Origin of the sequence: Synechococcus sp. Tobar12-5m-g, assembly GCF_024345415.1 — a bacterium.
Taxonomy (GTDB): Bacteria; Cyanobacteriota; Cyanobacteriia; order PCC-6307; family Cyanobiaceae; genus Regnicoccus.
This window is the reverse complement of record NZ_JAGQBB010000005.1, coordinates 105,877-121,804: the sequence shown is the minus strand read 5'-3', so window position 1 is coordinate 121,804 and position 15,928 is coordinate 105,877. Positions and strand designations below refer to the sequence as shown.

Sequence of the window (15,928 nt, the reverse complement as noted above, 5' to 3'; positions counted from 1 at the left end):
GGGACCTGCTCATTCCGGCGCCCGGGTGATCAGGGGGGCTTCGATCTCCTCCTCCAAGGGGGTGATCGCAGCTTCGCGGGAGCGGAGCAGCAGCTGGGTGAGCCGGGCGATCGCCCCCTCCCCCAGATCCTGGCTGCCGATGCTGTCGAAGGCCTGTCGGTAGAGCGCTTCAAGCTGGCTGATCAGGGTTTCGCGCAGCTCGCGCACCGCCCGCCGTTGGTCGTCCCTGCTCATGGCCGGGGCTCCAGGAGATGGAGGCTGAAGTGGGCGTCGGGGTCGCTCCAGCGCCCCACGGCCCGCCAGCCCGCCTCGGCCGCCAGGGTGGTGAAGGCCTCCGGGGCGTACTTGTAGCTGTATTCGGTGATCAAGGCTTCGCCGGCAGCGAAGCTCCAGTCTTGCCCTGCCACCGCCACCCGTTGCCGCCCCTGGCTGACCAGGGCCATCTCGATGCGGCCCTGGGGCTCCTGCCAGCGGGCCCGGTAGCTGAAGGCGCCGGGATCGAAGCTGCCGTTGAGGTCGCGGTTGAGCCGCACCAGCAGATTGGAGGCAAAGGCGGCGGAGAAGCCGGCCCGGTCGTTGTAGGCGGCCTCCAGGCTGGCCACCTGTCGCGGTTGATCGATGCCGATCAGCAGGCAGCCGTTGGGGGCCAGCAGGCGGGCGAACTGGCTCAGCAGCGCCCGGGCCTGGGGGGGATCGAAGTTGCCCAGGGAGCTGCCGGGATAGAAACCGAGCCGCCGTTGGCCTTCCAGGAGGGGATGGGCTGGCAGGGTCTGCAGCTGGCTGTAGTCGCAGCAGATGCCCAGCACGCCCAGGGCCGGATGGCGGCTCTGGAGGGCCTCGCAGGCCTCGGCCAGATGGCTGGCGCTGATGTCGAGCGCCACGTAGGCGGGCGGGGCCAGGGCTTCGAGCAGGGGGGACACCTTGCGGGCGCTGCCGGCCCCGAACTCGATCGGTACGCCGGGGCCCATCGCCGCCGCGATCGCGGCCGCCTCCTGCCGCAGCAGAGCTGTTTCGATGGCGGTGAGGCGGTACTCGGGCTGCCGGCAGATCGCCTCGAACAACCTGGAGCCCTCAGCGTCGTAGAGGAACCAGGCGGGCAGTTGTTTCGGGACGCGGCTGAGGCCTTCCACCACCAGGCGCTGCATGTCGGCCGCTACAGGGTGGAGATCGACCAGGGTGGCCCGCCGTTCCAGAAATCGGGTGCTCATGCGACGTCTCTGGCCAGCCGCAGGCCGGCCGCCATCCAGCGGCTGGCTGGCGCGAAGAAATTCCGGTAGGTGGGACGCCCGTGGCCTGCCGGGGTGAGAAAACTGCTGCCCCGCAGAACCATCTGCGAACTCATGAACTTGCCGTTGTATTCCCCCACGGCGCCGGCGACGGGCACGAAACCCGGGTAGGGGCGGTAGGGGCTGCCGGTCCACTGCCACAGAACTCCGCCCACCTGCTCAATCGCGGCTCCCTGCTGGCTCGCCGCCTCCCATTCAGCCTCGCCCGGCAGGCGGGCGCCGGCCCAGCGGGCATAGGCGTCGGCTTCGAACCAGCTGAGGTGCCGCACCGGAGCCTCCGGGTGCAGGGGCCAGCGGCCGGCCAGGCTGAACTCCCACTCCCAGGCGGAAGCCGGGCCGCTGCCTCGCCAGTAGCGGGGGGCCTGCCAGTGGTACCGCTCGACCGCCTCCCAGCCTTCGCTCAGCCACAGTTCGGGCCGGCGGTAGCCGCCGTCGGCGATGAAGGCGGCGTACTCTTCGTTGCGCACCAGCCTGTTGGCGATGGCGTAGGGCTCCAGCCAGACGCGGTGGCGGGGGGCCTCGTTGTCGAAGTGGAAGCCGCCGGCGGCATGGCCGATCTCCACCAGGCCATCCGGGCCGCCGACCCACTGAAGGGAGCCGGCGACCCGGCTGCGGCGGTAGGAGTCTTCGGGGCCCTCGGCCCCAGGGAAGGCGATCGGCTCGAGCGGATTGCGGCTGAACCCGTCGAGCAGGTCCATCAGCAGCAGCTCCTGGTGCTGCTGTTCATGCTGCAGACCCAGTTCCAGCAGCGCCAGCACGGGGGCCGACTCGGCCTCCGTGCACCGGGCCAGCTGCTCCAGCAGGGCCTCGAGGCCCCCATCGACCCGGTGGCGCCAGGCCATCACTTCGCCGATCGTGGGGCGGCTGAGCAGGCCCCGCTCCGGGCGGGGATGGCGGGCGCCGATCGCGTCGTAATAGGAATTGAACAGGTAGCCCCAGCGACTGTCGGCCGGGGCATAGCCGCTCAGGTGGGGGACCAGCAGAAAGGTTTCAAAGAACCAGCTGGTGTGGCCGAGGTGCCATTTCGGCGGGCTTGCATCGGCCATGCCCTGCAGGCCAAGGTCTTCGGGCTCCAGCCCGGCCACCAGCGCTTCGCTGCGCCGGCGAGTGGTTGCTAGCCGTAGGAGCAGGTCCGCGGTCGGGGCGGAGGCGGCCATGGCCAGACGTTCGCTGCCCCCGATCGTAGGGGCCCTGGCCGGTTGTCCCGTCGCCCCTACGATCACCCGCAGTCCGTTCACTTGTTACAGGGCCGGCGAGATGGGCAGCAGCCAGCCAGCAGTGCTCTGCCAGGGCACGATTTGCCAAGGCTTTGTGGGGGCCGTGGGCAACACGCCGTTGATTCGGTTGCAGCGGCTCAGCGAGCTCACCGGCTGCGAGATTCTCGGCAAGGCCGAATTCATGAATCCCGGCGGGTCGGTCAAGGATCGGGCCGCCCTGGGGATCCTGCAGGAGGCGGAGGCCGATGGCCTGCTGCAGCCAGGCGGCACCGTGGTGGAGGGAACCGCCGGCAACACCGGCATCGGCCTCACCCACCTCTGCAATGCCCGCGGCTACCGCAGCCTGATCGTCATCCCCGACACCCAGTCGGCCGAGAAGATCGCCCTGCTGCGAAGCCTCGGGGCCGATGTGCGCACGGTGCCGGCGGTGCCCTACCGGGATCCGAACAACTACGTAAAGCTCTCCGGCCGCCTCGCCGCCGAAACGCCCGGTGCCGTCTGGGCCAACCAGTTCGACAACCTGGCCAACCGCCGCGCCCACTACGCCACCACCGGCCCGGAGATCTGGGCCCAGAGCGGCGGACGGGTGGACGCCTGGGTGTCGGCCACGGGCACCGGCGGCACCTATGCCGGTGTGGCGATGTATCTCAAGGAACGCAGCCCGGCGGTGCGCTGCGTGCTCGCCGATCCCCACGGCAGCGCCCTCCACCGCTGGGCCACCACCGGCTGCCTGGAGGCGGAGGGCAGCTCTATCACCGAGGGGATCGGCAACAGCCGGGTCACCGCCAACCTGGAGGGGGCCCCAATCGACGACGCCGTTCGGATCGACGACCAGAGCGCCCTCGACACGATCTACGACCTGCTCTGGCAGGAGGGCCTTTTCCTGGGCGGTTCGGTGGGGATCAACGTGGCGGCGGCGGTGGAAACGGCCCGGCGGCTCGGGCCGGGGAAGACGATCGTGACGGTGCTCTGCGACAGCGGCGACCGCTATCGCTCCCGCCTCTACGACGCCGAGTGGCTGGCCGCCAAGGGGTTGGCGCAGCCACGCCGCGGAGCCTGATGGACAGCCTTCTTGCCGCGGCACCCGGGGTGGTGATCGCTGATCGCTATCGCCTTGAGGTGGAGCTGGGCCAGGGGAGCCAGGGCACCCTCTGGCGGGCCAGCGACCAGCTGGCCGCCGAGGCGCCGATGGTGTTGCGGCAGCTGGGGCAGGACCAGGACCAACCAGGCCTGCAGGCGCTCTGGAGCCGGCTGCAGGGGGTGTTGCATCCCCAGCTGCCCCGCTTCGGCGAGGTGATCAGCCGCGGCGGCGATCTCTGGCTGGTGCGGGAGTGGCAGGGGGGCCGCAGCTTCCAGGACCTGATCGAGGCCCGCCGGGAACGCCAACTGGTGTTTGGTGCTGGCGAGGTGCTGCTGTTGCTGCGCCAGCTGCTGCCAGCCCTGGCGGTGCTGCACGGCCAGGAGTTGGTGCATGGCGATCTCAGCCCCGCCAACCTGCTGCGCCGCGACCGGGACGGCCTGCCGGTGCTGCTGGATTTCGGCCTGACCCGCGCCCAGTCCAGTGCCGCAGCCGGCGGCACCCCCGGTTATGCCCCACCGGAGCTGGCTCGCGGCGAAACCGCCCAGCCCTGGATGGATCTCTACAGCCTGGGGGTGGTGGCGCTGGTGATGCTCAGCGGCGAGGAGCCCGCCCAGCTGCTGGATCCGGGCAGCCTGGCCTGGCGGTGGCCGGCGGGGCTGGCCCTCGACCCTCCGTTGAAAGCCGCACTCGAACGGCTGATCAGCGCCGATCCCAGCCGCAGGTTCGCGTCGGCGAGCCAGGCCCTTGAAGCCTTCCAGCAGCTTCCGATGCCGGAGAGCACCGGACCGGTGCCCCGCGCCGACCGCACGGTGGTGCTGGTTCCCACGGCGCTGGAGCCTTCGCCTCCCGACCCGCCAACACTGCCCGCCCAGGCATCCTCGCCACAGGCACCCCAGCCCCAGCCATTGGAGTTGCCCCGGCTGGAGCCTGACCCGCAGGCTCCCCCACCGCCCCAGCCCCCCCGGCTGCCGCCGCGAACCCGCCAGCAGGACAAGGAGGAAGCCGTGGAGGGGCGCCTCTGGCCGCTGGTGGTGGCTCTAGTGCTCTCCGCCGTGGTGGGGATCAGCCTGGGCTGGTGGTTGCTGGGCCGCAGCAAGGCCCCGGCGTCCTCGCCGACGGAAGCATCGCTGCAGCTCCCCGCCAGCCTTCCACCGGCGGAGGTGGACCAACGGCAACAGCTCCTCAATCGCCTCAGGGCCCTGCAGGTGAACCGGGGCTGGTTCCTGAAGCTTGTGGATGCCAGCCTGCTCGCCCAGTATCCCGAGCGGGGCGGGCGCCTGCCGGGCGACTCGCTCGAGGATGCCCCCTTCCGCAAGGTGTGGAACGAGCTGGCCGAGGAATGGCTGGCGCGGGTGGAGGCCCTGCCGCTGGCGTTGCGCAGCAGGCTCGGTGATTTCACTGCGGCCGACTGGGAGGCCCAGCAGCGTCGCCTGGCGGCCCAGGGCCTGAGTCCGGCCGTGCTGCGTCAGCTGGTGTCGGGCAACGCCCAGGCCCTGCTGCCGGGCCGCTCCGGCCAGGACATCCCCCCCGAGCCCCTGCGGCAGCTCTGGTATGCCGCCGCCCAGCAGAGCCTGCAGAACCTGCGGATCGAATCGATCGAGGCGGCGCCAGGGGTGGCGCGGGTGGTTTCGGCCCAGATCGAGGCCGGCGGAGCCCGCCTCTTCCCGATCCGCGTGCCGCCCGGCTATCGGCTGGCCCTGGGGGTGAACGGCTCGCCGCTGATGCAGATGAGCGTCTACGACTCCAGCGGTGCCCTGCTGGAGTCGAAAGGTCCGTTGCGGGTGGTGACCCTCGGCAAGCTGGAGGGTTCCCAGGTGCAACTCCTGGTCAGCAACGATGGGGTAGCACCCGCGATGATCACGCTGTCGCTGCGGGCGGATGCGCCGCCGCCGGACCCGGCGGGCGCGCCGGTGGAGGTGGCACCGGGAGCCACGGCCGAACCGCAAACGCCCCCTCCCGCCGCTTCGCCTGCCCCGCGGGAGGAGCAGCCCCAGGTCCCTGTGCCGCCAGCGCCACCGGTGCCAGCCGCTCCCGCCGCTCCGCCTGCCCCGCCCAGTGCTCCGCGGGAGTGAGCCGCCGCTGATTGGTCGCGGGGGCCGGCATCCCGGCCCTCAGCGGCGCTCAGCGGCTCGTTGGCCGCTTTCCGCCTTCCACAGTCGCCAGCGCAGCTCAAAACCCTTCGGGGTGTACACCACCAACGGCAGGCTGGCGTTGTAGGGCAGCAGGAAGGGCTCGCCGCCGACCTGAACGAAGCGGCTGCCCAGCGGTTCGCCCGGCGGGCAGGCCATGAGGGTGGAAACCATCGGCCCGGGATCCACCAGGCGAAACACTGTGTACCCCCACCCCTTGGCGGGCTCGCTCTGGAGCCGGCCGCCGAAGCGATGGAGGTTGCAGTCGACCTTGACCTCCTTGCCCACGGTCAGCTCCACCCGCCAATCGCCGGGATTTCGGGAAAGGGTGGGATCCACCGATGGCGGCAGAACGCCGGGGAGCTGAATCACCCAGCGCTGCTCGCCGGCCGTTGGCTGCGGATAGGGCTTGAGATCGAGCCGGGGAATCGCCCCGGCGGCGGGTGCCGCTCCGAGCCAACCTGCCACCAGCAGCCAACGCCAGGCCATCGACCACTCCACAAAGACGGCTGGAATCATGCCCCGGCGGGGAACAGAATGGATCCAGGTCCTGCTTCGCACCGCCCACCGTTGACCGAAGCCTCCCAACCCACCGCCATCGCCCTTCTCTCCGGCGGCCTGGATTCAGCCACCGCCGCCGCCCTGGCGATCGAGGCGGGCCACCGGGTGATCGGGCTGTCGTTCGACTACGGCCAGAGGCACCGCCGGGAGCTGGAGGCCGCCGCCACCGTGGCCGCGGCCCTGGGCCTGGCGGAGCACCACACGATCGGGGTGAACCTGGCGGCCTGGGGAGGCTCCTCGCTCACCGATGCGGCCCAAAGCGTGCCCGTCTCCGGCGTGGTGGAGGGGTTGATCCCCTCCACCTATGTGCCGGGCCGCAACACCGTTTTCATCGCCCTGGGCCTGAGCCTGGCCGAAGCCCGCGGCGCCGAGCGGCTGGTGCTGGGGGTGAACGCCGTCGACTACTCCGGCTACCCCGACTGCCGCCCTGATTACCTCGCCGCCTATCAGCAGCTGGCTGATCTGGCCAGCAAAAGCGGCCGCGAGGGCCATGGTGCCAAGCTCTGGGCCCCGCTGGTGGAGTGGAGCAAAACCCGAATCGTGCAGGAAGCGCTGTGGCTGGGGGTGCCGATCGGCGCCACCTGGAGCTGCTACGCCGGCGGCGAGCAGCCCTGCGGCCGCTGCGACAGCTGCCGCATCCGCGACGCGGCACTGAAGGAGGCCGGCCGTATCGATCTGGTCAGCCCCTGGGGCCAAATGATGGGGCCAAACAGGTGACCTTGCCTCTTTTGCTTCTCCCGCTTCGCGCCTGCGGCTGAAGCGGTTAGAACCAGCCCTGCCAACAGCATCGGAAGCAGGGCATGGCCGCCGTTCAGAGCCGAGAACTGCCCTGGCGGGAGCCCTGGACCGTCGCCAAGGCCCTGACTGCACACTTCGGGACCAATGGCCTCGCCTGGCTCGACGGCGATGGCAGCCCACTCGGTGCCACCGCCTTCCTGGGCGCCGATCCCCGCGAGGTGGTGGTCTGTCGGGGCCTACCGGGCAGCCCTGGCGCCCGCGATCCCTTTCTGGCCCTCGATGATCTGCAGCGCCGTGGCGGGGCCTGGCTCGGTTGGCTGGCCTATGAAGCAGGCGCCTGGGTTGAGCCCGGAGGCCGCTGGCATCACCCTGAACTGCCCACCCTCTGGGCTGCCCGCTACGACCCGCTGCTGCGCTTCGATCTGACCTATCGCCGCCTCTGGCTGGGTGGCGACGACCCCGCCCGGCTCAGCGCCTGGGCCGATCTGGTGGCGGACTTGAGCCCCCAGCAGGCTCCCCCCGAACCGCCGGGTCAGCCGATCGATCCAGCCCTTTGGCACTGGCACACCAGCGGCGCCACCTTCGCCGCCCAGGTGGAGCAGCTGCTGGAGCGCATCGCCGCCGGCGACCTGTTCCAGGCCAACCTCACCGCCTGCTGCGAGGTGCTGCTGCCGGAGCCGCCCGATCCCCTGGCGCTCTACCAACGCCTGCGCCTGCACTGCCCCGCCCCCTTCGGCGGCCTGGTGGTGGCCGGTGACGCCGCTGTGCTTTGCGCCTCGCCGGAGCGCTTCCTGAGGGTGAGTCCGGATGGCCGCATCGAAACCAGGCCGATCAAGGGCACCCGCCCCCGCCACGGCGATCCTGAGGCCGATGCCGCCGCCGCCGCTGCCCTGATCACCAGCCCCAAGGACCGGGCCGAGAACGTGATGATCGTGGACCTGCTCCGCAACGACCTGGGCCGGGTCTGCGTGCCGGGCTCCATCCAGGTGCCCCAGCTGGTGGGGCTGGAGAGCTACCGGCAGGTGCACCACCTCACCTCCGTGGTTGAGGGCCAGCTGCGCGCCGACCGCACCGTGGTGGAACTGCTGCGGGCCTGCTGGCCGGGCGGCTCGATCAGCGGCGCCCCCAAGATCCGGGCCTGCCAGCGCCTGGGCGAACTGGAACCCCTCGCGCGCGGGCCCTACTGCGGCTCCCTGTTTCGCTTTGGGGCCGATGACAGCTTCGACAGCAACCTGCTGATCCGCAGCGTGATGCTGCAGGGCCGGCGGTTGCGGGCCCATGCCGGCTGCGGCATCGTCGCCGACTCGGATCCGGCCGGTGAGGCCGAGGAGCTGGGCTGGAAGCTCCAGCCCCTGTTGGAGGCCCTGGCATGAACGCGATCGCCTGGATCGCCGGCCCTGCCGCTCCAGACGCCAACAGCGGGGCTGAAGGCCCGGGGCAGTGGGGTTCACCGGCGGATCTGGGCCTTCCCCTGGCCGATCGGGGCCTGCTGCTCGCCGATGGCCTGTTCGAAACGGTGCTGGTGGAAGGGGGCCAGCCGCGGCTGCTCAGGGAGCATCTGGACCGCTGGCGCGCCAGCGCGGCGCTGCTGGGCATGGAGCCGCCGCCCGATCGGGCCAGGCTGGAGCCCTTGCTTGCTGAAGCGGTGCGGCGCAGCGCCATCACCACCGGCGCCCTGCGACTCAACTGGAGCCGGGGCTTTGGCGGTGGCCGCGGCCTCGATCTGCCCGGACCGGATGCCCCCCCCCTTCGACCCCGGTTCTGGCTCCAGCTCAGCGCCGCTGTGCCCTGCTTCGAGCCGGTGCGCCTGATCGTGAGCGCCAGTGAACGGCGCAATGCCGCCAGCCTGCTGAGCCGCTGCAAGACCTTCGCCTACGGACCCATGGTGCAGGCGCGCCGGGAGGCCCGCGCCGCCGGCGCCGACGATGCCCTGCTGCTCAGCACCGCCGGTGGTCTCTGCTGCGGCACCAGCGCCAACCTGCTGGTGCAGCGGGCTGGAACCTGGCTGACGCCGCCGTTGGCCAGCGGCTGCCTGCCGGGGGTGATGCGCGGCCGGGCCCTGGAACTCGGCCTGGCCGAGGAAGCGGCCCTTGAGCCAGGCGATCTCGGCGCCGCCAAGCTGGTCAACAGCCTGGGCTGCCGGCCGGTCGTCAGCCTGGGGGGACGGAACCTGCCGCTGGGGAGCGATCCTCTGCGGTTCTGGCGTTCACTGCAAGAAAACGGCTGAGCTGCACCTCGTTCCAGGTGGCCGGCGCCAGCCAGCTGCCGATCACGGCCGCGACGGCCGCCACCAGCAGCAGCACCGGCAGCAGGCTGGCATCGCCGCTGATTCGCACCACGAACAGGCTGCAGAACAACGGCGTGCGGCAGGCACCGCTGAACAGCGCCACCGCGCCGCCCAGCACCAGGGTCGAACGCTCCACGCCGCCCAGCTCTTCCAACCAAGGAGAGGCCAGCAGGGCCCCCAACGACATCGTGTCGTGGATGAGGCCGCCGGGGGCCCCCATGCTGAGGCTGAGCAGGGCCGCCAGGCCCCTCGGCAGCAGCACCCAGAGCGGCACCGGGGCGTCGCTGCCCTGCACCTGGTGCACCATCAGCAGCTGGCCGTCGTTGAGGCTCCAGCCGCCGCTCACCACCGCCAGGGCGGTGATCGCCAGACCCAAGCCCAGGGCCACCGGCAGGCGCCGCCGTTGCAGCCCTTGCCCCACCTTTATGGATGCCCAGGCGAGCAGCCGCACGAACAGGCCCCCCAGCAGGCCGCCGACCAGGCACAGCGCGGTGAGGCCCGGCCAGAGCGCCCCTGGCGGAACGCCCGCTCGAATCGGCAGCAGATCCATCGCCGGGGCGCCGAGGCCCGAGGCGAAGAGGGTTCCCACACTCCCGAGAATCAGGCAGCTGCTCACCAGGGGAAACGAGAGGCGGCCACTGAGCTCCTCCACGGCATAGGCCACCCCCAGCAGGGCCGACTGGAACGCCACCCCCAGCCCGGCCCCGCCTCCCGCCGCCGCCAGCAGGGGAGCGGGCAGGGCCTGCAGGGGCAGGAGCTTTTGGCGGGCCGCCAGCACCAGGCTGGCGCCCAGGGCCGCCGATGGGGATTCGATCCCCACCGTCAGTCCGGCCAGATGGGTGAGCGCCAGCAGGGGAAGGCGGATCATCTGGGTTCTGAGGCTGAGCCGGGCCAGCCCGGTGGCGGCGGCCTCGTCCGTGGGGGCCTCCTGGAGGGCCAGCACGGGGGTGACCCCGCCGCCCACCCCCTGCCGCAGCGGGCCGCTTGCCAGCCCCACCAGCACCCAGGTGCCCAGCAGCGGCGCGAGCGGCAGCAGGGGCCGCAGGGGCTCGCCGCTGCCGAGGGGCCAGAGCGCCTGCAGCCGGAAGCCAAGCTCCGAGAGCCACTGGTAGGGCTGGGAGATCAGGCCCAGCAAGGGGGCGATCAGCAGCAGGCTGAGAAGCAGGAGCCAGCCCATCGCGGCAGACGCTCAGACGCTCAGGAACCGGTGAATCATGTCCTTGCTCAGATCCTTGGTGGGGCCGCTGGCCACGATCCCCCCTTTCTGCATGGCGTAGTACCAGTCGGACTGGCGCACGAAGTGGAGGTGGTGCTCCACCAGCAGCACGCTGATGCCGGTGGTGGCGATGATCCGTTTGACGGCGCGCTCGATGTCGAGCACCACCGATGGCTGGATCCCCTCGGTGGGTTCATCGAGCAGCAGCACCTTCGGTTTGCCCAGCAGCGCCCGGGCGATCGCCAGTTGCTGCTGCTGGCCACCGCTGAGGTCGCCGCCGCGGCGGGCCAGAAACTTCTCCAGCACCGGGAAGAGCTCGAACACCACGGGATCGATGTGGCGGTTGCGGGTGAGCCCCCCCGGCAGGGCCTCCAGACCCAGCAGCAAGTTCTCGCGCACCGTGAGCTGGGGGATGATCTCGCGGCCCTGGGGCACGTAGCCGATGCCGGCCCGGGCCCGTTGGTGGGGCGGCAGGGAGGAGAGGTCCCGCTCGCCGATCTGCACGGAGCCACTGCGCTGGCGCAGCAGACCGATCACCGTTTTGAGCATGGTGGTTTTGCCCACGCCGTTGAGGCCGATCAGGCAGACCATCTGGGCGGGCTTCACGCTCAGGTCCACATCGCGAAGGATGTGGCTTTCGCCGTAGAAAACATTGAGGCCCCGCAGGGTCAGCTGATTGCCGGCGTCACTGCTGGTGCGTGGCGGGGAAATGGGCGCGGTCGTGGTCGTCATGCGATGTTCTCCACGCTGTCGAGATCGTCGGTTTCAACGCCGAGATACACCTCGATCACCCGCGGATCGCTCTGCACCTCATCCATCGGCCCCTCGCAGAGCACGTGGCCCTCGTGCAACACCGTGACCTGGGAATCAAGTTGGCGGATGAAATCCATGTCGTGCTCGATCACCAGCACGGTGTGATCGCCGGAGAGTTGTTTGAGCAGATCTGCCGTGCGGCCGGTTTCCTCATCGGTGAGGCCGGCCACCGGCTCGTCCACCAGTAGCAGATCGGGATCCTGGGCCACCAGCATGGCGATCTCCAGCCATTGCTTCTGGCCGTGGGACAGGCCGCCGGCTGGCTGGTTGGAAAAGGGCTCCAGACCCACCACCCCGAGCAAGTGCTGAACCCGCTCGCGGGCTGGGGACTCCAGCCCTCCGAACAGGAGATGGAAGGGGGAGGGATTGCCACTCACCGCCAACTCCAGGTTGCGGCGGGGGGTGAGGTTCTGATACACCCGCGGGGTCTGGAATTTGCGGCCGATCCCCAGCCGGGCGATCCGGTGCTCGGCGGTACCCACCAGCGATCGGCCGCGAAACATCACATCCCCTTTGGTGGGTTTCACCTTGCCGGTGATCACATCGAGGAAGGTGGTTTTTCCTGCGCCATTCGGACCGATCACCGCCCGCAATTCGCCAGGGGCCAGGACCAGATTAAGGTCGTTGAGGGCCCAGAAGCCATCGAAGCTGACGCTCACCGAACGGAGCTCCAGCAGGGGTTGGTCAGCACTGGGGGCGGATCGGCTGCTCATGGTTTCCCCTCGCCCTGTTCGGAGCGCAGGGCTGGATCGAGGTCGAGGGAGGGATAGGTGGCCGTGCGGGGCGGCCAACCCACCATCGCCTGCAGCTTGGCCGGGCCGCCCAGCCTCCACCAGCCCACCAGGCCATCGGGCAGGGCCGTGACCACAAGAAGGAACAAGCCCCCCTGAATGAACAGCCAGGTTTCCGGCAGTTGCTCGCTGACCAGGCTCTTGGCGTAGTTGATCACCACCGCCCCGAGCACCGCCCCGATCAGGGTGCCCCGGCCTCCGACGGCCACCCAGATCACCATCTCGATTGAAAAGGGCACCGCCATGAACTGGGGAGAGATGATGCCGGATTGAACGGTGTAGAGGGCGCCACTGACCCCGGCCAGGCCGCCGGCCACTGCAAAAACCAGGGTTTTGTAGGTGGTGGGGTTGTAACCGGTGAACCGCATCCTTGGTTCGTCGTCGCGGATGGCGATCAGGGCATCGCCGAAACGGCCGGTGGTGAGCCAGCGGCAGAGTAACCAGGCTCCAACGGTCAGAACCACAGTGATGACGAACAGATAGCGCTGCATGAGATCGGAGCCCACCAGTTCACCGAAAATCCGCGCGGTGTCGGTCTTTAGGCCGTTGGTGCCATTGATCAACTTCTGCTGGCCGTTGAAGAAATTGAAGAACACCAGCAGCGCCGCCTGGGTGAGGATCGAGAAATAGACCCCCTTGATCCGGTTGCGGAACACCAGAAAGCCCAGCAACCCAGCCACCACGGCAGGAATCACCCAGATCGCGAAAAAGGTGAACAGCGGCGAGGCGAACGGTTGCCAGAAGCCGGGCAACTCCTTGACGCCATAGAGATCGAAGAATTCCGGCAGTTTGCCTGGCTCGAGGTTGTCGAGGCTCAGAAACATGCCGATCGCGTAGCCGCCCAGGGCGAAGAAGATCCCCTGGCCGAGGCTCAGCATGCCGGTGAACCCCCAGATCAGATCGATGCCCAGGGCCACGATGCCCAGGGAAAGGAACCGTCCCAGCAGGTTGAGGCGGAAGGGTGGAAGCACGATCGGCAGGATCAGGCCGGCGGCCACGATCAGCACCCAGGGCAACCAGCGGCGAAGCGGCGATGGGGAGGAAGCGGTCATGAATCAGGCCTCCACCAGGCGTCCCTTGGGAGGGAACAGACCGGCGGGCTTGAATTGCAGGAACACCACGATCAGGATGAACACCAGCACCTTGGCCATCGAGGTGGTGGCGAAGAAGGTGATCAGCTCATTCATCCCCGCCGGCATCCCCGGCCAGACCAGCAGCAGGGAACCGGAGCCGATCACGTAGCTCAGCACGCCGATGCTGAGGGCGGCGACCACGGTGCCGAGCAGCTTGCCGACCCCGCCGAGCACCACCACCATGAAGCAATCCACGATGTAATTGCCACCCAGGTTCGGCCCGACCGACCCCAGCAGGGTCACGGCCACCCCGGCCACCCCGGCGAGGCCGGAGCCCACCAGGAAGGTGAGGGCATCCACGGTCTGGGTGGGAATGCCGAGGCAATCGCTCATTGGCCGGTTCTGGGTAACGGCGCGGATGCGGATGCCCCAGACGCTCTTCTGCAGAAACCAGTTGACCGCCAGCAGGGCCAGCAGGCTGAGGGCAATGATGAAAAGCCGGGCTGTCGGCATCGTCACCCCGCCGAAGTCAATGGCGCCGCGCAACCAGCCGGGGGCACTCACCTCGAGGTTGCGGGCACTGAACCAGGGTTGATCAAGGGCACGGTTGGCGCCGAGGGCGGAAGCTGTGGCCACCCCGATCAGGCCGGCCACCAGCCAGCTCATCACCCCGAGGATCGGGGTCCAGCGCTGCTGCCAGAGGCCCTTCGGGCTGAACAAAGGAAACAGAACGCCGAGGGCCACCGCCAGCAACAGGCCAACCATGAAGGCGCTCGACACCGAGCGTACGAATTGCTGAAGGATCAGGCTGACCCCCCAGGTGGCGAGCAGGGTTTCGAGTGGCCGGCCATAGAGGCGGCGAATCACGGTTTTCTCCAGCAGCAGACCAGCCAGTCCGCTGACCAGGAAAGCCAGGGGGATCGCCACCAGGATGTAGATCGGAAAGAGGGCTTCGAGCGGCCCCTCCTTGAACAGGTTCTGCACCACATAGGTGGTGTAGGCCCCCAGCATCATCAACTCGCCATGGGCCATGTTGATCACGCCCATCAGGCCAAACACCACCGCAAGGCCCAGGGCGGCGAGCACGAGGACCGAGCCGATCGCCAGGCCGTTGAAGAGTGTTTCGTAGAGAAGATCCATGGCGTCCCGTCGGGGACGGGCTAGGGGGAAACGGGCTGAAGAAAGCTGAATGAAAAGGAAGCCGCGCCTGAAATCAGAGCGCGGCAAGGCTGGAAAAGGTGCCCACCACCGAAAGGGTGGCCACCTTCCCGAACGATCAGGGCCCTGCTCCGATCACATCTTGAACTTGCCGGCGTCGGGACGCTTCTGGGTCCAATCGCAGGTGTAGCCCTTGGTTTCGGGCACGAACTGGTTCCAGGCCAGGGGTTTGACGATGCCCTGGTTCTCGATGATCTTGAACATGCCGTCTTTTTGCACCTCACCGATCATCACCAGTTCCGTGGTGTGGTGGTTGGGCTGCACTTCGATCGGCCCTTGAGGAGCGTCGAACTTCACGCCGATCAAGGCTTCCCGCACCTTTTTGTTGTCAACGCTGTTGGCCTTCTCGGCACCCTTGGCCCAGAGATAAACCATGTTGTAGGCGGATTCAGCCGGGTCGTTGGTCACCCGCTTGTCGCCGTACTTGGCCTTGAAGTCGGCGGTGAACTTCTTGGAAGCCGGGGTGTCGAGGCTCTGGAAGAAGTTCCAGGCGGCATAGGTGCCCTCGAGATACTCAGGGCCGATCGCGGCCACTTCCTCCTCGGCGATCGAGAAGCTCATGATGGCGTAGCCATTGGCGGGGGTGATGCCGGCGGCCTTCATCTGTTTGAAGAAGGCCACATTGCTGTCGCCGTTCAGGGTGTTCACGATCACGCCACCCTTCGGCAGGGCCTGCTTGATCTTGGCGATGATTGGAGCGACCTCGGTGTTGCCGAGAGGGAGATAGTCTTCACCCACCAGCTTGCCGCCCTCGGCCTTGAGCTGCTCCTTCATGATCGTGTTCGCCGTGCGCGGATACACGTAGTCGGAGCCCACCAGGAAGAAGTCCTTGCCCTTGTTCTTCAGCAGCCACGACACGGCCGGTTCAGCCTGCTGGTTGGGGGTGGCACCGCTGTAGAAGATGTTCTTGGAGCACTCCTGGCCTTCATACTGAATCGGGTAGAAGAGGAAGTGATCCTTGGCCTCGAACACCGGAAGCATCGCCTTGCGGCTGGCGGAGGTCCAGCCGCCGAACACGACGTCCACTTTGTCCTGATCAATCAATTTCTTGGCCTTCTCGGCGAATGTGGGCCAGTCGGAGGCCCCGTCTTCCTCGATCGGCACGATCTTCAGCTTCTTGCCGTCCACCTTCACGCCACCGGCGGCGTTGATCTCCTCGATCGCCATCAGCTCGGCTTCGGCCACCGTGTTCTCGGAGATGGCCATGGTGCCGGAGCGGGAATGCAGGATGCCCACCTTCACGTCGCCGTCGAAGCTGCCGCCATCGCCGCCGGTGGCGGTCTTTTCGCCGCCACCGCAGGAGGCCAGGGTGAGGCCGGTGGCCAAAGCCAGGCTGCCGCCCAGCACCCGCAAAGAAACCTTTTGCAGTGAGGCCTGGCGCAGGCGGGTCAGCTGCATCGAGTTTGGCTTCATCTGGTCGTTCTCCTGAAGAGTGATCCGCTCAACGGCGGTTAGGGCGGACCGTATCGACGGTGGCCATGAACACCTTGTAGCAACTGGCACAGTTTGCGGAACTGC

General features: G+C 68.6%; 15 protein-coding genes. 5 read left to right on the top strand and 10 right to left on the bottom strand.

Annotation, left to right across the window (positions count from 1 at the left end):
* Positions 1 to 9: 9 nt before the first annotated feature.
* Genes KBY66_RS05090 through egtB form a run of 3 tightly spaced genes read right to left on the bottom strand, consistent with a single transcriptional unit; the run spans position 10 to position 2,443 of the window.
* Entirely contained in the window at positions 10 to 234 is a 225-nt protein-coding gene (locus KBY66_RS05090; protein ID WP_255088131.1) for a hercynine metabolism small protein, read from the bottom strand.
* Positions 231 to 1,208, bottom strand: a complete 978-nt coding sequence (gene egtD / locus KBY66_RS05085; RefSeq protein WP_255088130.1) for an L-histidine N(alpha)-methyltransferase — start codon at positions 1,206 to 1,208, stop codon at positions 231 to 233. The genes KBY66_RS05090 and egtD overlap by 4 nt, the downstream gene beginning before the upstream one ends.
* Positions 1,205 to 2,443: an ergothioneine biosynthesis protein EgtB gene (gene egtB / locus KBY66_RS05080; protein ID WP_255088129.1), complete on the bottom strand. Its 1,239-nt coding sequence runs from the start codon at positions 2,441 to 2,443 to the stop codon at positions 1,205 to 1,207. The genes egtD and egtB overlap by 4 nt, the downstream gene beginning before the upstream one ends.
* A 100-nt stretch (positions 2,444 to 2,543) precedes the next feature.
* Here egtB and KBY66_RS05075 point away from each other — a divergent pair, with 100 nt between their 5' ends.
* Entirely contained in the window at positions 2,544 to 3,563 is a 1,020-nt protein-coding gene (locus KBY66_RS05075; protein ID WP_255088163.1) for a cysteine synthase A, read from the top strand.
* On the top strand, positions 3,563 to 5,656 hold the full coding sequence (locus tag KBY66_RS05070) for a serine/threonine protein kinase (protein ID WP_255088128.1): 2,094 nt from the start codon (positions 3,563 to 3,565) through the stop codon (positions 5,654 to 5,656). The genes KBY66_RS05075 and KBY66_RS05070 overlap by 1 nt, the downstream gene beginning before the upstream one ends.
* A gap of 39 nt (positions 5,657 to 5,695) precedes the next feature.
* Here the strand turns inward: KBY66_RS05070 and KBY66_RS05065 are convergent, their stop codons facing one another.
* Positions 5,696 to 6,232, bottom strand: a complete 537-nt coding sequence (locus tag KBY66_RS05065) for an ecotin (protein ID WP_255088127.1) — start codon at positions 6,230 to 6,232, stop codon at positions 5,696 to 5,698.
* An 18-nt stretch (positions 6,233 to 6,250) separates the two neighbouring features.
* Here KBY66_RS05065 and queC point away from each other — a divergent pair, with 18 nt between their 5' ends.
* From queC to KBY66_RS05050, 3 genes are all read left to right on the top strand, one after another.
* Complete coding sequence (gene queC / locus KBY66_RS05060; RefSeq protein ID WP_399224865.1) at positions 6,251 to 6,991, top strand: 7-cyano-7-deazaguanine synthase QueC; 741 nt, start codon at positions 6,251 to 6,253, stop codon at positions 6,989 to 6,991.
* A gap of 83 nt (positions 6,992 to 7,074) precedes the next feature.
* Positions 7,075 to 8,385 (top strand): anthranilate synthase component I family protein, encoded by a 1,311-nt coding sequence (locus KBY66_RS05055; RefSeq protein ID WP_255088125.1) that lies wholly within the window; start codon positions 7,075 to 7,077, stop codon positions 8,383 to 8,385.
* Positions 8,382 to 9,239 (top strand): aminotransferase class IV, encoded by an 858-nt coding sequence (locus tag KBY66_RS05050; RefSeq protein ID WP_255088124.1) that lies wholly within the window; start codon positions 8,382 to 8,384, stop codon positions 9,237 to 9,239. Before KBY66_RS05055 ends, KBY66_RS05050 begins: the two co-directional genes overlap by 4 nt.
* On the opposite strand, the gene KBY66_RS05045 is transcribed toward KBY66_RS05050, so the two are convergent.
* The 6 genes from KBY66_RS05045 to urtA all read right to left on the bottom strand — a co-directional run bounded on the left by KBY66_RS05045 (position 9,163) and on the right by urtA (position 15,808).
* Entirely contained in the window at positions 9,163 to 10,476 is a 1,314-nt protein-coding gene (locus KBY66_RS05045; RefSeq protein WP_255088123.1) for a chloride channel protein, read from the bottom strand. The two genes, KBY66_RS05050 and KBY66_RS05045, sit on opposite strands and share 77 nt — an antisense overlap.
* 12 nt (positions 10,477 to 10,488) lie before the next feature.
* Positions 10,489 to 11,247, bottom strand: a complete 759-nt coding sequence (urtE, locus tag KBY66_RS05040; protein WP_255088122.1) for an urea ABC transporter ATP-binding subunit UrtE — start codon at positions 11,245 to 11,247, stop codon at positions 10,489 to 10,491.
* The gene (gene urtD, locus KBY66_RS05035) at positions 11,244 to 12,041 is read right to left on the bottom strand and encodes an urea ABC transporter ATP-binding protein UrtD (RefSeq protein WP_255088121.1); all 798 of its coding nucleotides are present in this window, start codon (positions 12,039 to 12,041) and stop codon (positions 11,244 to 11,246) included. Before urtD ends, urtE begins: the two co-directional genes overlap by 4 nt.
* Positions 12,038 to 13,171 carry an urea ABC transporter permease subunit UrtC gene (gene urtC / locus KBY66_RS05030; RefSeq protein ID WP_255088120.1) on the bottom strand — a complete coding sequence of 378 codons (1,134 nt, stop codon included), beginning with the start codon at positions 13,169 to 13,171 and terminating at the stop codon, positions 12,038 to 12,040. The genes urtD and urtC overlap by 4 nt, the downstream gene beginning before the upstream one ends.
* Positions 13,172 to 13,174: 3 nt before the next feature.
* Positions 13,175 to 14,332 (bottom strand): urea ABC transporter permease subunit UrtB, encoded by a 1,158-nt coding sequence (urtB, locus tag KBY66_RS05025; protein ID WP_255088119.1) that lies wholly within the window; start codon positions 14,330 to 14,332, stop codon positions 13,175 to 13,177.
* A 153-nt stretch (positions 14,333 to 14,485) separates the two neighbouring features.
* The gene (urtA, locus tag KBY66_RS05020) at positions 14,486 to 15,808 is read right to left on the bottom strand and encodes an urea ABC transporter substrate-binding protein (RefSeq protein ID WP_255088118.1); all 1,323 of its coding nucleotides are present in this window, start codon (positions 15,806 to 15,808) and stop codon (positions 14,486 to 14,488) included.
* Positions 15,809 to 15,928 lie beyond the last annotated feature (120 nt).

What these genes read in the sequence shown, in the direction of transcription:
- KBY66_RS05090 (WP_255088131.1), bottom strand. Translation starts at nt 234, where the DNA reads ATGAGCAGGGACGACCAACGGCGGGCGGTGCGCGAGCTGCGCGAAACC.
- egtD (WP_255088130.1), bottom strand. Translation starts at nt 1,208, where the DNA reads ATGAGCACCCGATTTCTGGAACGGCGGGCCACCCTGGTCGATCTCCAC.
- egtB (WP_255088129.1), bottom strand. Translation starts at nt 2,443, where the DNA reads ATGGCCGCCTCCGCCCCGACCGCGGACCTGCTCCTACGGCTAGCAACC.
- KBY66_RS05075 (WP_255088163.1), top strand. Translation starts at nt 2,544, where the DNA reads ATGGGCAGCAGCCAGCCAGCAGTGCTCTGCCAGGGCACGATTTGCCAA.
- KBY66_RS05070 (WP_255088128.1), top strand. Translation starts at nt 3,563, where the DNA reads ATGGACAGCCTTCTTGCCGCGGCACCCGGGGTGGTGATCGCTGATCGC.
- KBY66_RS05065 (WP_255088127.1), bottom strand. Translation starts at nt 6,232, where the DNA reads ATGATTCCAGCCGTCTTTGTGGAGTGGTCGATGGCCTGGCGTTGGCTG.
- queC (WP_399224865.1), top strand. Translation starts at nt 6,251, where the DNA reads ATGGATCCAGGTCCTGCTTCGCACCGCCCACCGTTGACCGAAGCCTCC.
- KBY66_RS05055 (WP_255088125.1), top strand. Translation starts at nt 7,075, where the DNA reads ATGGCCGCCGTTCAGAGCCGAGAACTGCCCTGGCGGGAGCCCTGGACC.
- KBY66_RS05050 (WP_255088124.1), top strand. Translation starts at nt 8,382, where the DNA reads ATGAACGCGATCGCCTGGATCGCCGGCCCTGCCGCTCCAGACGCCAAC.
- KBY66_RS05045 (WP_255088123.1), bottom strand. Translation starts at nt 10,476, where the DNA reads ATGGGCTGGCTCCTGCTTCTCAGCCTGCTGCTGATCGCCCCCTTGCTG.
- urtE (WP_255088122.1), bottom strand. Translation starts at nt 11,247, where the DNA reads ATGACGACCACGACCGCGCCCATTTCCCCGCCACGCACCAGCAGTGAC.
- urtD (WP_255088121.1), bottom strand. Translation starts at nt 12,041, where the DNA reads ATGAGCAGCCGATCCGCCCCCAGTGCTGACCAACCCCTGCTGGAGCTC.
- urtC (WP_255088120.1), bottom strand. Translation starts at nt 13,171, where the DNA reads ATGACCGCTTCCTCCCCATCGCCGCTTCGCCGCTGGTTGCCCTGGGTG.
- urtB (WP_255088119.1), bottom strand. Translation starts at nt 14,332, where the DNA reads ATGGATCTTCTCTACGAAACACTCTTCAACGGCCTGGCGATCGGCTCG.
- urtA (WP_255088118.1), bottom strand. Translation starts at nt 15,808, where the DNA reads ATGCAGCTGACCCGCCTGCGCCAGGCCTCACTGCAAAAGGTTTCTTTG.